Origin of the sequence: Massilimicrobiota sp. An105 (assembly GCF_002161155.1) — a bacterium.
GTDB classification, from domain to species: domain Bacteria; phylum Bacillota_I; class Bacilli_A; order Erysipelotrichales; family Coprobacillaceae; genus Allocoprobacillus; species Allocoprobacillus merdigallinarum.
Genome location: NZ_NFLY01000004.1, coordinates 37,314 through 54,590 on the forward strand (window position 1 = coordinate 37,314; position 17,277 = coordinate 54,590).

The window sequence follows — 17,277 nt, forward strand, 5'->3', positions numbered from 1 at the left end:
TATGATTTTTATCAGTTTACCTAGATTTTTTTAAAACATTCAATTGTGTATACAAATAGGTATTATTAATCCAAAAACTTTGTGTTGTCATCCATTGTCCATCAGGCAACTCATTAGCATTAGATAAATCACCTATTTGGGTACCATCTTTCAATAAATATGCTGACTTTTGTGCATGTGGACGTATATGCAAAATTGGATTATCTTTTTTCTTTGGTAAAGAATTTTCAACTCGTACACCATTATTTATTTGTTTTAATGTAAAACGAACACCATTCAATAAAGATTGCTTTATGTTTTCCCAACCAGCTTTTACCACCTTATTCAAATCATTGTATGGCATATTCCATAGTTGAGACCCTATCAGTTTATAACAATCACCATCCGATTTATAAATTACAAATAAAAATCTAGTTGTATCAAAATAATTAAATAAAGTTGAATTTTCCCATGTTTCTTGTACTAGCTCTTTAAATTTAAATGGCGGAATAGACATATTTTCTTTTATTGTATTATTCTTTTCAATTCTAATAGCCTTTACTACAATTCCTGCCTTTTCAAATTCTTCAGCATGATTTCCTTTAATTCCAAGCATCAAGTAAGCTAAATGACTCCATTGTGCCTCATTATTATTATATTCACGTTCAAACATTTCACATAATTCTTTATCTGTCTTTCCTACATATTTTTCAATTCTATGAATAATATACTCTTCAAAAGTCATTTTACCTAAAGATGATGCATCATGGATAATAGATTCATAAGGTACATTATTTGTCAAAATATAATTTTTTAAAACATAATTCATATAGCTTTGTTTAAAACAAAAATTTCTTTTTTTAGCTAGAATATGTTCACCATAATATTGAGGTTGCATACTTTTTATGGCTGTACTCCCTTTTGTACATGCGCCTAAATAAAGAGTATCACTCTCACTTAATTCATGTGCTTTTCCTTGTTTGATTTTATCGTTGATTTTCTTATAATCTTGAATAATAATATCTAAATCTTTTTGAGGCGGTGTAAAAAGATTAACAAATTTTATTTGATAATCCATTCTATCTTTAGATTTATCTCTTAAATAATGCACAAGTAATATCTTCTTTATCTTTTCCCATACATGGCTAGCATAGAAATCTTCAACAACAGGTTCTTTGTAAGAAATGTTTGTTATTGATAATCTTTCACCTGCGCGATATTCACCCTTTTTAGTTAGATCAATGCATGTTTGTTTAAGTTCAATACCTACCTTTTCAAAATCTGCACCTTGATGACTATTAGGTTGATATCCAAAATAATACCTCTCTAAAAATCCTCCTAATTGACCTTTAGCTTTAGAATTTGATGTATATCCTGTTTTTGATTCCTTAACAATATGAACAGGCTTGCTATCTCGAGGATTCAAATAATAAGTTAATCCTGAATCATCAAATTCTTTCTTGATATCTCTAAATGTACGAGATTCTAATTTTTTTGCATAACTGTAAATACTTTTAATATCATTATCATCATAATCAAACAACATATTGTTCATCTCCTAGTAATGTTAATAATTCAACTACATAAAACTACAATTATATATTTAAATTATAACATCAATCATGAAAAGCAACCAGAATATTATCTAGCTGCTTTTCGTTTATTTTTTATAGAGAGGAAATGTACTTGGAAACATTGTTTCCAATGATTTATGTTCTATATCATATTTTTCATATAAATTTAAATATCTTTCGTATGCACGATAAGCATCTTCCAGAACTTTATCTTCATCTTCTTTTATATAATGATAATTCTTAATGAGATATTCACCATTTACTATGACATCAGAAATATTGTAGCTTGTACAACTATTGATCATTGTTCGAATTGGATCATGTATTGGTCCCACCATAATATTTTTAAGATTCACAACAATTATATCTGCTTTTGCATCTACAGAAAGTTTGCCTAAATCATTTCTTCCTAATGCCTTTGCTCCATTAATTGTTGCGGCATTGAAGAAAGCATCAGCATTTGTTTTTTCATATAGTGGTTCATCAGGTAGTAACGGAATCATCTTTCCATCATCACTATATCTTGAAAAAAACTTTCTTCGATTACATAAACGATCTAAATCCCAGGCCATCCTCATATTTCTAATCATATCGCATGGTTGAGCATCACTTCCCATTGTCATATTAATACCATAACTTAAATATTTATCAAAGGAGAACAGGGCTGTCGCAAAATTTGCATCAGCTAAAGGTGTACTGACAACACTCACACCATTTTGTGCTAATAACTTCAGTTCTGAATTCTTAGCAGTGATACAATGAGGGATAATCATATGATTATATAACATTCCTTCTTGATAAAACAAATCAATTGTTGTCTGCTGAAAATACGGTAATGTATAATTCCATTCTCTAATGCCTTCACAGGCATGAATACGATAGGGAATATTTTTATTTTGAGCATATTTTACTGTTTCTTTTAATATTTTTAAATCTGTAATATGAATTTGACAAGGATTCATGATAGGAGAAATGAGTTCATCTTTATTAAGCCACTCCTCTATAAAATCATATGCATCTTGAACACTTTGATCTTGTAATTCTTTTACTATTTTTGATTGAGGTGTTTTTTTTGATTTGAATGATGGGCCTAAAAACAATCTTATGCCTACTTTTTTTGCCATATCCACCATCAATTCACATTCATGTTTACTCATACCCCATTTATAAAATTGTTCACCTGAAATAGGCATTGCAGTTGTTATACCACTTTTTAATAAATGAATCATTGAAAAATGATGTCTTGCTTTAAAATCTTCATCACTATAACTGTCAGAGTAATCAGCATGAATATTAATATGAAATCTTTTTTTCTCATCATGAACATGTACAATATCCTGCAATGCATGATCACTATCTATATCAGCATCTAAATCAATAAAGCCTGGTGATATCATTGATAAACCAAAATCATGCATTTCATCATAATGCCCTTTATAATCCTGCCCAACAAAAATAATATTTTCATTTTTATATGCAACCACACCTGGTTGATAAATAACATGATGATTATTCTTAAAACCTATAACATATTCTGCTTTCAATAAAATAATCTTATTTTGTTTCATTCATTAAAGCCTCATTTTCTTCATCTAACATTCTATTATCATATACTTTAATGAATGGATAATAGATTGCCACTGATAATAATATTGCTATTAACTGTAAAATACCTGCACTTATTGTATTTGTACCTAGTATACCTGAAATGATAGGTGGTACTGTCCAGGTTACCGCAACTCCTGTTGTGACACCAATCCATCCAAAATATGTTGCAAAATATGCTAAAGTTATATTTATAAGTGGTGTAATAAAAAACGGAAGCATTAAAAATGGATTTAATACAAGTGGTAAACCAAAAACCAGTGGTTCATTAATGCCAAATATTCCAGGAACAAGTGCTAATCTTCCTAAAGTTTTGACCTGTTTAGATTTACAGAAAAATGCCATCAAAAATGCTAATGCTAAAGTAGAACCTACTCCTCCATACGTTTGAAAAATATCATTAAATTGTTGTGTAACAATATTTGGCAGAGCTGTATTAGCTTGAAAAGCTGCTAAGTTTTCTAAACCTGCTACCTGTAACATCGGTCCAAAAACAGCTGATACAATAGAAGCTCCATGTAAGCCAAAGAACCATAGTAAATGTGATAAAAACGTCGAAAGCATGATTCCACCATATGTACAAGTAATACCAGTTAAAGGCGCCTGTAACATATTAAGAATAAAATTATTCATTGATTCAAATGATGTTTGCGCAAATATAAAACGTACTACTAAAAAGATAGGTATAATAATCATTGCTGGTATTAATGCTTCAAAGCTTTTAGATATAGCAGGTGGAACACTGCTAGGCATCTTGATTGTAATATTCTTATCTACAATAACTGCATATAATTTTGTAGAAATCATAGAAATAATCATAGCCGAGAACAATCCTTTTGCACCTAAATCCTGTAATGCAAAGCCACCACCTTCTATTTGTACAAGAACTGTAAAATAAGCAGCTAAAGAAACGATAATAGCCATGACAGTATCTTTTTTATGACTTCTTGCCAATGAAGTTGCTATACCAACAATAGCAAAAATAGCTGCCAGATTGATGGTTGCAGCTGTCCCTGCATCACTGAACCATTTCCATCCTTCTCCCAGATTTCGAGCCATAAAATCTTGATATGGTTGAATTGGTATTTCTGTAATAATCAATAAAATTGATCCTATCATCATCATTGGCATAGATGCAACCATACCATCTCTAAGAGCCATTAAATACTTATTATTACCAATTTTATTAGCTATAGGTAATAATACGTTTTCAATTTTACTCATAATAACATTCATAATTGTCCCTCCTTTTTCGAATGTTTACGAGGTGAAACCTTGAGATTTCATCTTCTTTATGATTTAATTATAGCATAGAGATTTATAGAAATTTGCACTTTATAAGCCGTTATATAACGGCAAAATATTAAAACATTTAAGGAGAAAAATATGTCAATAAAATTTCAACATGCACGTCAAGCACGTATACTCAACTTACTTATGCAGTCAACCCATCCTTTAACATCACAATATTTTGCCAGATATTTCAATATATCTGAAAGAATCATTCGCTATGATATTCAAAATTTAAAACAACAGTTAGTTACATATCCCTGTCATTTACACTCTATTCGTGGAATAGGATATCAATTAGAAGGTTCTATAAAACAACTACAGGCTGAAATCAAAAAAGAACTTGGCGATTTATATTATTATGATAATATTGACACGAAAGATAAGTTTATACGTGAACAACTTATATTACGTTATCTTTTATTCAAAAATAATATTGTAACAACAAGAGAACTTATATCTCATTTCTATATAACAAGAGCCACATTAAAAGAAGATATCACACGTGCAAGTGAAACGATTGAACCTTATCACATGAAAATATACTTTCTTCCTTATAAAGGTGTTTATCTTGAAGGTACGGAAATTAATAAACGCATGTTATTGGCTAGGGAAACAGCCTTTTATAAAGAATCACCTCTTATTACTTATATTCAGCAGGAATTGAATTTTATTCATATATCTTTTGAAGATTTTATAGAGTATATAAAACAAACATTTCATATTTCTTTATCGCATATTGAGGCATATAACCTATATAATCATATATGGATTATGTTTTATCGCATATGGAAAGGAATTTATGTATCCAGTGAAATCATTCAAAACAATCAATATTGTCAAAAATATATTCCATATATTCAAAAATGGATTCATTCATTTCAAAAATACTTAAACTTTCCTAAACAAGAATTATATTATCTAATCCTTTTAATCCTTTCTAGTGGTCCTCATGATAATCAATACATTCCACCTCATGAAATTCAGACACTTGTAAAAAGCTTAGAGAAACAAACAAATGTTGTATTAGGAAAATCATTTATAAATGATTTATCTCAATTACTTATTCCTATACTTATCAAATCAAAAAATCAGATATGTTCAAACTCTGTTATGATAAGAGAAATAAAAAAGAGAAGCCCATTAAGCATTGATTTAGCTTATAGACTCTCCGTACTCATCCAGAATCAATATCATATTGATTTATTTGATAATGATATCTGTTCTATTGCATATGTCATTCTAAGACATCTTCATAGTCAAAAAACATTTCAACCATATACTATTATTGTTACAACCTCTGTAGGAAAACTTTTATCGCAAGACTTACTATACAAACTACAATCTGAATTTCCGTATATTCGTTTTATATATAAAGAACTATATGAAATGAATAATATATCGTTAAATAATGTATTTTTTATTATTAGTGATACATTTATTGAAACATCACACTTACAAATTCCTGTCCTCAAAATCAACCTAATGTATACAAAGCAAAATATCTTGCGTATTGGAAGATATATCTCCCGTTGTGAAGAACAAATAAGTCAAGATATACTTTCCAATCTTGATATCATTAATGATGCAGACACTTTTTCATTTTTAAAGAAAATTTCTCAACAATGCAACCTATCTTATTCACACCTTTTACAAAGAGAACAAAAGATAACATTTGAAACAAACCATCACTGTGTTATCATCTGTGATTATACAAAAGAAGATAAGCAATCTAGAGGTTGGTATCATCCTAAGGGTATTTATTGGAAAAATGAAGTTATTCATTATTTCTTCTATATCAATATTTTTTCTCATACCCCTTTTCATTATTTAGATATAGTCAACTATTTGTACCAAATTGATTCTAAAACATAAAGTTTAATTGAAACATGATAGTTAAACTTCTATTATAAATAAAAAACTAATTAAAGTTAAACAAGCTCACTATCAAAATAATCTAAATCTAATTGTTTGATTTCATAAGTCTGCACAACACTCACACCTAAATTATATTTTATCATTAAATCCGTTAACATTTTACCATCAATTAAAATGAGTTTAACTTGTAATTGTTTTTTTTGCATAATCAATGGCTTCTCTTGTAAAAGTAGATGTTGTAATAAATAATCCCTTTATACCACCTTGACCAGCTACTGCGCCTAAAAACTTTTGAATTTCTGGTCTTCCCACACTACTTCTATTCCATTTCTTAGCTTGAATATAAATACTATTAAATCCAAACTGATCTTCATTGATAATTCCATCTATACCTTCATCACCACTATAATCAGTTGAAATAATAGATTCTTTATCATAAGCATAACCCATTTTATCTAACAAATCTAAAACAAGTTTTTCAAAGAAAGCCGGATCTTTAGATATAATCATATCTAATAGTTCATCACTGACACGTGATGATATCATCTTAATAGATTGATCAATATTTTCTAAAGGCGTAGACTCTTTTGGTTTCGTTTGATTTTCAGGTTGTTCATTATGACGATTTACAAACTGTCTAACTTCTTCATATTGCATTAAATAATCATCATCAACATGAATATGAGAAGATAGTATATTTTCCCCTTGAGGTGTAATTTGATAAACACCTCTTTCTACAGAACGAATCAATCCTGCTTTTGTTAAATATGTTTTTGTCCATCCCAAACGATGATAAATCACTGTTTTATGACTGTTTTCCATCTTTTGATTTCTTTCATCTTCAGTTAAATGTAATACATCAGATACTTCATCTACCATATCACGTACTCTTAACTGATGATGTTTATTTAATACTTGTAACACTTCATTATACATTTCATTATATTGTGGTATCATTTGTTATCTCCTTTACTTTTTTACAAAATATATAACATTTCTACTTTATTTTATAAATGCTATGATCGGCATCTATAAATGTATCATAATAACTTTTGATTACTTGCTTAAAGTGAGCATCTCTTTGATGACATCGACGAATCTGATCTTTTAAAATCGCATTTATGTCATAATCTTCCATAATTTCTTCAACACTATTGATATGTCGTAGTTTCCCATATTCTACTATAGATTCAATAATTCCTAATATTTTTTCTTGTGCTTCATTTTTTGGAACATCATCCAGTGCATCGATTCTTTCCATAATAAACCATGGGTCGCATATTTTTTCTATATCATAATGTTTTTTTACTATTTTACATATAAGTTGAAGCAAAGCATCAGAATTTAGTATTTGTGCTTGATCATCAACAGCTTCCCAACTCATCTGATTTCTTTTAAAAAAATAATCATCAGTGTCTGTTACACTTATATATTCTTGGTACTTATCCAGTATGTCTTGTTCGGTATACTGAAAACCTAATTGATTGATATCTTTTAATAAATCATCAATAGATATATTTTTCATATATTCTTCTCTTTGATGATACCTAATAAAACCATCTTGCATTTGTCTTAACATTGCCCTTTTTTCTTCATCACTTAAATGCATATTGCTCAACTCCCTTTTCTTTCTATGATTATTATAACAGATTTTCCTTATCTATTTATCTTGTTTCGATTATTTTTGTGATAAAATAAACATGAGGTGAAAAATATGGTCATTTTTTTAACGAGTAGTCCTACTGGTCCATTAGATGGCAGTAGAAAAGTAGATGGTTTAGATAAGAAAAATCATTTTGTAGATCAATTGAGAAAATATTGGAAAGAGCATAGTCGTTGTTGTATCATTGCCGCTAGTCCTTATGCCTATGAACAAAATGATGACATGTGTGACTTCTTTAGAGAAACTTTTTTGAAAGAAAACTTTTCTATTCAATGTTTTGATTTGATTGATAGAAGATATAGTGACTTTACCAAAGATGAACTTCAACAATATGATGTTATTTTATTAGGCGGAGGTCATGTTCCTACTCAAAATCAATTTTTTAAAGATATTCAACTTCGAGAAAAAATTAAAGATTTTGATGGAATTATCATTGGTATTAGTGCTGGTAGTATGAATAGTGCAGACATTGTTTATTGTCAACCTGAAGAAGATGGCGAAGCTATAAATCCAGAGTTTCAGAGATGGATAAGTGGTTTGAATCTTACAAAAATAAATATTATTCCTCATTATCAAATGGTTAAAGATAAATACTTAGATGGTATGAGATTATATGAAGATATCACTTATAAAGATAGCATTGGTCATCCATTCATCGTATTGGTTGATGGAAGTTATTTACTCATTGATAAACACGAAACAATATATGGTGAAAGTTATCTCATTGTTGATGGACATATTCAACTTATATGTCATGAAGATGAAACAAAACGCATAGATGAAATAGAGTTATAGCATGATTATCGTGTTATAACTTTATTTTTATAAAAATACAATAATTATACATTTAAAGTGATTGAAATATTTTAATTGATTTTAATACAAACTATCAATATTCATGTATAATAGATAATGGATTAATTATGGGAGGATTATAAACATGATATTAGAACAAATTCATCCAGATTTACTGGAAATAGCAAAAGAATCAGAAAATATTTTAAATGATATTTATAAAAAAATAGATGAAATAGCTTTAATAAATTCTAATCGTATCTTATCAGCATTTATAGAAAATAGAGTTTCTTATTCTGATTTTGCAGATATTAATGGATATGGAAATTATGATGAGGGAAGAGATAAATTAGAAAAAATCTTTGCGACTGTTCTTGGATGTGAAGCTGCTTTAGTTCGCCCTCAGATTATGAGTGGAACAAACGCATTATATTTAACGCTTTCTGCTTTATTAAAACATGGAGATACAATGATTTCTTTATCTGGAGCTCCTTATGATTCTTTACAAGAAATGATTGGTTTGAGTGGAAATTCTACACAATCATTAAAGGCTAATGGTGTGAAATATGAACAGATTGAATTAGTCAATGATGATTTTGATGATGAGAAAATTGTAGAGAGATTAAAACAGAATAATGTCAAACTTGTTGAAATTCAAAGATCTAGAGGATATTCACATCGTCAATCTCTTTCTATTTCAAAGATTGAACGTATAATTTCAAAGATTCGTGAAGTAAATAAAGATGTTATTATTATGGTTGATAACTGCTATGGTGAGTTAGTAGAAGACAAAGAACCTGGTCATGTTGGAGCTGATGTAGTTGTCGGATCTTTAATGAAAAACCTCGGTGGAGGAATTGCACCTACTGGTGGATATATAGCAGGAAATCAGGAACTTATTCATATGGTTGCTGAACGTTTGACTGCTCCTGGTATTGGAAAAGATTTAGGTGCTAATTTCAACTTAAACAATACTTTCTTTAAAGGTTTATTTATGGCTCCTAATGCTGTCAAAAACGCTTTAAAAACAGCTGTATTTTCTGCTTATATGCTAGAAAAATTAGGATATTCTAATGTATCTCCTCGTTATGATGAACCACGCACAGATATCATTCAAACTTTAGAACTCAAAACAAAAGATAATTTAGTGAACTTTACACAAGGGATTCAACAGACAAGCCCTATTGATTCATTCGTTCAAGTTTTACCTGCCCCTATGCCAGGCTATCCTTTTGATGAAGTCATGGCAGCAGGTAGCTTTACACAAGGTAGCACGATTGAATTAAGTGCTGATGCACCTGTTATTGAACCTTATACACTTTACATACAAGGTGGATTAACATTTGAATATGGTAAATTGTCTATTTTACTGGCATTATCAAATATGAAAGGGAAGTTGGATTAACAACTTCCCTTTTGTCCACCATCAATACGTATGACAGTATTATTAATAAAATTAGCTTCATCGCTTATTAAGAATTTCACTAAATAAGCCACTTCTTGAGGATCACCATATCGATTGACCATAATTTTTTCAACTTCTTCTTTTAAAAATTCTTCATCATATCCGTCCAACTCATTTTCTGTTCCGATAAAACCTGGAGCAATACAATTGACATTGACATATGGAGCAAACTCAAAAGCAAGATTATGTGTCATGGAAATCAGTGCTGCTTTAGAAGCATCATAATCTATACACATAGGATAATAAGTATTGATACCATTAGTTGAAGAAATATTTATAATTCTACCATATTCCTGATCTAACATATGTCGATAAACACGTTTACTGCAATTAAATGCACCCACAACATTGACATCTAAAGTCTTTCTAAATTCCTCAGCATTTTTCAAATGAAAAAGATTAGATAAATCAACAGCAGCATTATTAATTAAAATATCAACACCACATAGTTCTAATTCAATAGAAGATATCATCTGATCAACTTCATCTTCCTTAGAAACATCACATTGAATAGCCATACATCGTACACCATAATTGTCTCTAATCATATCTTTTAATGCATGAGCTTCTTTTTTGGATGTGAGATAATTAATCACAATATCATAACCTTGTTTTCCAAGTTCTAAAGCAATGGCTTTTCCAATGCCTTGTGCTCCACCTGTAATTAATACAACTTTATTCATCTTTGAAAAAAAGAGCTTGATTAAGCTCTTCCTGCATACTTACCATCTGCTGTAAAAACAACAATTTTTTCTCCCGGTTCAATGAACTGAGGAACACGTAATGATAATCCTGTATCAGTCACAGCATCTTTTGTTTGATTAGATGGTGCTCCTTTAATAGCTGGATCAGTTTCTACAACTGTTAATTCTACTTTTTCTGGTACAGATACTGATAATAAATCACCTTCAAAGAACATTAATGAAACTTCTGAACCTTCAATAATATAATATTGAGTATCTCCAACTTGATCATTAGCTAATTCATATGTTTCATATGTTTCCATATCCATGAAATAGAATGTTGATCCATCTTTATATGAATATTGTGCTGTTTTTCTTGAAATATTAGCTTGATCAAATTTTGTATTTGCATTAAAGTTTCTTTCTTGAATTGCATTTGTCTTTAAATTTCTCATTTTTGTTTTCAAGATAGCTGCACCTTTTCCAGGTTTGACATGTTGAAAATCTAAAACCTGGCAAGGATCACCATCAACGATTAAAGTTAATCCTGTTCTAAAATCTCCTGCTGATATAGCCATATTTTTCACTCCTTATATATTTTTAAGATTTTCTTTCATGCTTATTTTACCAATTTTATAAACAATCTACAAGACTCATGCAGATATTTGAGTCTGTTTTTCTTGTGAATGGGACTGAATATACTTACTCCACTTGATATAACCATATGTTGTATTTGTAAAGTAACCTAATTTCAGAACTAATAAAACATATTGTCCAGAAATTACATTAATAACAGCTTCAAGGAATGCACAAATATACCATGCTATCCATTGTTCCCTTAGTCTAAAGAAAATAAACAAACCATTCGCAATACCTACTGCTGATGCACAGGCATCAATATAAATAATAGCAGTTTCTAATAATTCATTGTTATAGAAATCTGTTGAGATATCTAAACCACTAATAAAATATCCTACAACAATTGTCCAAACAACAATACCAACAATAACTAACACTTCCTGATATCCTTTTAATTTTCTGACAACTGTCAATTCACTTTCTTCTTCATCTTTATGTCTTGACCAGTTAATATAACTAATAATATCAATTGGTAACCAGAACAATAATGTTGTGACCATTGTCGCAAAACGATACATTAAGACAACACACATTGCTATTTCTACGATTTCTACGAATACAGAAACAAGGAAATTGTATCTTGACTGTTTAGAAATAAGCAATTCACAAAGAATATTCAGGAATGTATCTAGTAAATAAAGCAACATGATGATAATTCCATTGACACCATTTGCACTTTCTTCTGGAAAAATAACTGAAATAATCGTAGCCAATACCATGATTGATAAAAACCATGATTTTTCATACGTTGTAAACTGTTTTGCAAATAATGTCATAATCAAAACAGATATCATCAAAATAAATGAAGCAATTCCAAAGTTAAACACAGGTGTTAATTCATTGGCTTTGACTTGTCCATATGAATGTTGTATTTCCTGATCTGTTATATTTTGATGATCAAAATAGAGCTTTGTTCCATTATCAGTTTCATATTCATATGCTGTAATACTATCATCTTCTAATTGAATGTAATCTTCATACGAATAAGAAACAACTAATTGCTTATCCCCACTTATATATGTAACATCACAAACTGTATTATCCTCACTATAATCTTCTAGTTCCCTATCTCTAGTCATTTCTATACTTTGGATAAACTTTGCATCATTGACATGGGCATTCACTTGGAACATACCATATCCAATAGATACAATAGAAGCAACACATAATAAAATAGAAATAATAACTTCTGCAATACGTAACCCTTTTCTAGGTTCCATATTGGCTTTAAAAAACTTTATCATATCAAACCTTCTCCCCTATCATTTGCATTTTATAACATGCTTTCCTATTATAAACTATTTTGGTGGAAGATGGTATATTTAATTATTAATTAGTATTAAAATTACTTATTACTAGAACTAGAACCTTTAATTTTTTTCTACACATCTTATAAAATCTCTAATCGTATAATGAAAGTTCGTTTATTTCAAGATTCTTTATAAAATCGCTCTTTTTAAGAATTTTATTGCTATTTATTTAATGTATTAATAATCTTCAAAAATTCATGAATTTACTAGCAGAGAGATCATCATATAAAAATATATTTTTATATGTTACTTCAATGCCACTGTCTCTTAAAGAGGCTAATTATAAAGATGATTACGATATATTTCTTCAACGAGAAAAGATTAGCAACATTTTTATTAAAAAGAGCGTATAAAATTAAAAATGTATTTATAGTATTAATACTTTCCTAAGTTTAACATCAAAAATATTATTCTAGGTATTTGTTACAATTACTCATTAAAACTCTGATTAAGCAATAAAACACTTCATATTTCATATATGATATTTGATTATAAATAATTATCAAAAAATTTGTTTTTTATTATATCTGTATTTATCCAACACAATACTTTTCATTTTCATTATAATATGCAAAATAGAACTACTATATTATCATAACAAGTTTTTTTAAAATAAATTTTTTATTTAGCATAGAAACTTCATTATCATTTACTCATACTTTTTAACATCGAATTTAGTTGCTTTCAAATAAAACTTAAGTATAACAATAATTATTTTATCCTTCATCAACACATATTAGCTAGTATATTTTTAATTATTATTTACACCTAATACGATGCTTATATGATATATTGCTCATATCTGGGAGTATATGAACCATAAAACATCTTCGTTTTCAGCATATTCTTTTTTCAATATATAAAATTGAATCACTCTAAAAAAACAACCCAAAGAAATTCAATTAAATTCAATCTTAAAACACATCGAAAATAGATTATCAAAATAAAAATATGATATAAAGAAAAAGTCTTAAAATTGAAGAAAATGCATAAAAATCGATTTTGTTATTCAAGTAATTAATGCTGTTAAAATAAATGGATTTAAACAAAAAATATCTATGTAATAATACGCTAAATAATTATATAAATGATAGAATATAATTAAATTTTATATATTTAATCTCTTTCTAAATATGATAAATATTCGGAATATTTCCTAATCATTATATTTTTTATGTATTGTTCCATATAAGAATAGTCTGGATTCCCTTCTTTTGTAATAGGAATTATTATTTTTTCTCGTTGTAGTCTTGGATCTGTCATTTCTCTACTAAAATCATATTTTGTATGCATCTGATTCCTTATTACTGTGCCAAGAAATAAATAATGGTATTTATTTAATTGTTGTCCTTTAAAATGTGTAATATGATCCGTAGCTATAAATTTATACGGATGATAAAAAGCAAATCCTGCCGAAACTCCTCCGTTTGCAACGCTCAAGCAATTTTCATATTCTCTAATTTTATATTTATTACCAACAAATGCAATTACTCCATTATTTCCTCCAGCTGATGAAACAACAGGTTTATCCCCATCGATATAATTGGCAGAAATAATTCTTTTTCCTCTCATTGGTTTGTTAAAAATATCTGTTACGAAAAATTCTTTCCATTCAATCTTATTAAGAGGTAAGATTGATACTTCTTTTCCTAATTCATCTAGTTTATTTTTACAAAATTTTACGTATTCCTCCTTTTTTTTAAATTTAATTTCTTTAATATAGTGTTCCATATACTCAAAATCTGGTTCATTATTATCTTTTACAGGTAATAGAATTATTTGTCTTTTGAGTCTTGTTTCATTTGCTTTATATCCATAACTAAATTTATTTTTATGCATATTAATACAACATTGGAAAAATCTTAAGACATCAATAGACATTTTACTCCCCGTAATAACAACACCACAGTCAGAATTTAAATTAAACGAATAATTATGAACAAAAGCAGTTCCTGTTCCAACACCATTTAAAGAAATAGTCATGGCATTTTTATATTTTTTGTTACAATTAGCAAAAGTTGAGATTCCCTCATTTGCACCTGCAGCTGCTATTACAGCCGTCTCTCCTACATCAATTTTGCTTAAATCTTTTACTTTACCTCTGTCAATTGAATTAACAAAAGAAGAAAAATGAAATTCTTTCCATTTTTTATCATTAAGATTCATCAGTTTGTTCTCCTCCATTCTCAAAAAGATATTTTCTGCCTTGCATTATCATGGAAAATTCAAACGAAAGAAAATCACCAATTGTCTTATCAAAATCTTTTTCGGTTGGAATATTATCATTAAAATAGTAAAAACTGTGCAACCATTCATCCGTTGATTCAACTGTTGATTTTACACAAAAATTTGTATCTGCTTCTATTCTATCAAACCAAACGTCTAACAAATGTTGTTTTTTATCCTTTGCTGATTCTGTCTCAAGTAATCCGATATGAGGAGATACTTTCCAACCATCATCTTCAAAATTTATAAATTTACATTCCTTATCAGATGGATGTGTTTGATGCGCAGTAAATACAGCAATGCAAGGCAATACTCCAACTCCATAGAATGTATCTTTATTTAAAGTTATTACTCCTTCAAGTGTATGATTTTTCAAAATCTTCTCTTTTAAACTTTGCTCATCTTTTGTTTTACCAGTAAATGTTGATTGAGGAACAATCGCAATACATCTTGCATCTGGCGCTAATGAATCTAATAAGTGTTCAATAAATGAAATTTCATAAAGTTGAGGATTTTGTTTTGATCCTTGACTATATGGAGGATTTATCATTCCAACTGTTGCCCCTTTTAATTGTAATTTATTTGGCTTTTCATCAAAGAAGTTAGCATTTATTAAATTAGATTTTCCATCACCTCGAAGAATCATATTTGTTGTTGCTATCGTAAACATATATGGTTGCAACTCAATTCCATGTAATTGATTTTTTCTTATTTGTGTCTTTTGACTCTCTGAAGTTGATTTTTTAAGCATATCCTGCATTGCAGCAATCAAGAACCCTCCAGTGCCACAGCATGGATCAAAAACCACATCAGTAGGCTTTAAATCAACCAAATCACAAAATAATTCTGTAATATGTTTAGGGGTCAAAACTATACCTAAAGTTTGACCATCTCCTCCACTGTAACTCATAAATTCACCATAAAATCTTCCTAAATAATCTTCAGAAGTATCAGTATATTTTATAGCCCTGAAAATATGTTGGTATAGAAATTTTGTATAATATTTCAAAGGGGTTTCCCCTAACACTTGATTTTTAATATTTAAAATAGCAGTATCTTGAATTATAGTAAACTGATGCAATATTTTATCCCTTTTAACATCTGGAGCTACGTTTGCCCTTTTTAATGCGGTCTCAATTGTTTGATATATAATTTGACCATCAGTTGTAATATCATCACCATTAAGCTCATCAATTAAATTTTGTTTTTTTTCATTTAAGGCAAGCAAGATACCTGAAACCACCAAGGGTTTATCGATATCTTTTAAATTCCCATAATTTCTTAAATCCTCATGCAAAGATGCAGCATCTTTTAAGATTTCAGCAAGTTCCTTTTCTTTATCTGTTTGTTCTTTAAGAACTTCTTTAATATAGTATTCCTCAATGTTATCAGAATTGAACGATATGAAACTTTCAACATCAGGAAGAATTCTATAATATTCTGTATCATCTACAAAAACAGGTGTAATTCTATGATTTTTTTCATTACCAGAGACTCCAATACAAATGACTTTTTTGTAGGATGTGTTTTTAGCAATATGTTTACCATAATGTAGGGCACCATTTACAGCATAATCAGTTATAGCTTTTATATCATCTTTGATTACATCTTCATCTATAATCATATGACTTTTTACATCTGCTTTATCTTCTATAACTATGACAAAATCTTTAACAATTCCACAATATTCAGGGAAACCTACGTTTCCTGTCCCTCTTTTTGATGCACTTTTTAATGCTAAATCCAATTCTTTTATAGTTGAACCTTGTGCATCAATTTTTATTCCAGCTTCTTTAAGCAAATCATAAACCCACAAATCTGTTTTTATTTCTTTTTTTGCCATTATTAACATTCCTCTCCACAACCAATAAATTTATTTCATTAAGCATATAATTATTAATTATCACAAGACTTTTCCATTTCTTTCATAATTAATGTTAGTATTTAATTTGTTTTCTCCACTCCAAATTGATTACTTTGATACAAATTATTTAAAAATTTCTAGCACATATGTTTTCGGTAATCCTAATATTTTTAGGATAATATCTTCTTAAACTTTCTTCAATCATATCTTACCATGAACTCCAAAACAAGGTAATTGTATTTAATATATTTGCTAATTTTTAGAAACATATTGCATATAATTTGCTCTATTAAATCTCTAATTAAT

14 protein-coding genes are annotated in these 17,277 nt (G+C 28.7%); 3 read left to right on the forward strand and 11 right to left on the reverse strand.

The window, feature by feature from the left end; genetic code table 11:
- Nucleotides 1-16: 16 nt before the first annotated feature.
- From B5E48_RS01720 to B5E48_RS01730, 3 genes are all read right to left on the reverse strand, one after another.
- A complete protein-coding gene (locus B5E48_RS01720; protein WP_206407301.1) occupies nt 17-1,525 on the reverse strand; it encodes a Sau3AI family type II restriction endonuclease in 1,509 nt (502 codons plus the stop codon).
- 114 nt (nt 1,526-1,639) lie between these two features.
- On the reverse strand, nt 1,640-3,121 hold the full coding sequence (locus tag B5E48_RS01725; RefSeq protein WP_087303869.1) for an amidohydrolase family protein: 1,482 nt from the start codon (nt 3,119-3,121) through the stop codon (nt 1,640-1,642).
- Nucleotides 3,108-4,394, reverse strand: coding sequence for a PTS sugar transporter subunit IIC (locus tag B5E48_RS01730; RefSeq protein ID WP_087303870.1), 1,287 nt, complete (start codon nt 4,392-4,394; stop codon nt 3,108-3,110). Before B5E48_RS01730 ends, B5E48_RS01725 begins: the two co-directional genes overlap by 14 nt.
- Nucleotides 4,395-4,544: 150 nt before the next feature.
- Here B5E48_RS01730 and B5E48_RS01735 point away from each other — a divergent pair, with 150 nt between their 5' ends.
- Nucleotides 4,545-6,323 carry a BglG family transcription antiterminator gene (locus B5E48_RS01735; RefSeq protein WP_087303871.1) on the forward strand — a complete coding sequence of 593 codons (1,779 nt, stop codon included), beginning with the start codon at nt 4,545-4,547 and terminating at the stop codon, nt 6,321-6,323.
- 56 nt (nt 6,324-6,379) lie between these two features.
- Here B5E48_RS01735 and B5E48_RS13705 read toward each other — a convergent pair whose 3' ends face one another.
- Genes B5E48_RS13705 through B5E48_RS01745 form a run of 3 tightly spaced genes read right to left on the reverse strand, consistent with a single transcriptional unit; the run spans nt 6,380 to nt 7,935 of the window.
- Nucleotides 6,380-6,532 (reverse strand): hypothetical protein, encoded by a 153-nt coding sequence (locus B5E48_RS13705; RefSeq protein ID WP_158097244.1) that lies wholly within the window; start codon nt 6,530-6,532, stop codon nt 6,380-6,382.
- Nucleotides 6,507-7,283: a restriction endonuclease gene (locus B5E48_RS01740; RefSeq protein WP_087303872.1), complete on the reverse strand. Its 777-nt coding sequence runs from the start codon at nt 7,281-7,283 to the stop codon at nt 6,507-6,509. Before B5E48_RS01740 ends, B5E48_RS13705 begins: the two co-directional genes overlap by 26 nt.
- A gap of 40 nt (nt 7,284-7,323) precedes the next feature.
- A complete protein-coding gene (locus B5E48_RS01745) occupies nt 7,324-7,935 on the reverse strand; it encodes a hypothetical protein (protein ID WP_087303873.1) in 612 nt (203 codons plus the stop codon).
- Nucleotides 7,936-8,040: 105 nt separating this feature from the next.
- On the opposite strand from B5E48_RS01745, the gene B5E48_RS01750 reads away from it, so the two are divergent.
- Nucleotides 8,041-8,784, forward strand: a complete 744-nt coding sequence (locus tag B5E48_RS01750; RefSeq protein ID WP_087303874.1) for a Type 1 glutamine amidotransferase-like domain-containing protein — start codon at nt 8,041-8,043, stop codon at nt 8,782-8,784.
- Nucleotides 8,785-8,929: 145 nt separating this feature from the next.
- The gene (locus B5E48_RS01755; RefSeq protein ID WP_087303875.1) at nt 8,930-10,189 is read left to right on the forward strand and encodes a methionine gamma-lyase family protein; all 1,260 of its coding nucleotides are present in this window, start codon (nt 8,930-8,932) and stop codon (nt 10,187-10,189) included.
- Here B5E48_RS01755 and B5E48_RS01760 read toward each other — a convergent pair.
- The 5 genes from B5E48_RS01760 to B5E48_RS01780 all read right to left on the reverse strand — a co-directional run bounded on the left by B5E48_RS01760 (nt 10,186) and on the right by B5E48_RS01780 (nt 16,950).
- On the reverse strand, nt 10,186-10,932 hold the full coding sequence (locus tag B5E48_RS01760) for an SDR family NAD(P)-dependent oxidoreductase (RefSeq protein ID WP_087303876.1): 747 nt from the start codon (nt 10,930-10,932) through the stop codon (nt 10,186-10,188). The genes B5E48_RS01755 and B5E48_RS01760 overlap by 4 nt on opposite strands.
- Before the next feature lie 20 nt (nt 10,933-10,952).
- Nucleotides 10,953-11,510: an elongation factor P gene (efp, locus tag B5E48_RS01765; protein WP_087244004.1), complete on the reverse strand. Its 558-nt coding sequence runs from the start codon at nt 11,508-11,510 to the stop codon at nt 10,953-10,955.
- Between the two features lie 75 nt (nt 11,511-11,585).
- Nucleotides 11,586-12,815 (reverse strand): nicotinamide riboside transporter PnuC, encoded by a 1,230-nt coding sequence (gene pnuC / locus B5E48_RS01770; RefSeq protein ID WP_087303877.1) that lies wholly within the window; start codon nt 12,813-12,815, stop codon nt 11,586-11,588.
- A 1,182-nt stretch (nt 12,816-13,997) separates the two neighbouring features.
- Complete coding sequence (locus tag B5E48_RS01775) at nt 13,998-15,047, reverse strand: restriction endonuclease subunit S (RefSeq protein WP_158095564.1); 1,050 nt, start codon at nt 15,045-15,047, stop codon at nt 13,998-14,000.
- Complete coding sequence (locus tag B5E48_RS01780; protein WP_087244001.1) at nt 15,037-16,950, reverse strand: HsdM family class I SAM-dependent methyltransferase; 1,914 nt, start codon at nt 16,948-16,950, stop codon at nt 15,037-15,039. The genes B5E48_RS01775 and B5E48_RS01780 overlap by 11 nt, the downstream gene beginning before the upstream one ends.
- Between the last annotated feature and the right edge of the window lie 327 nt (nt 16,951-17,277).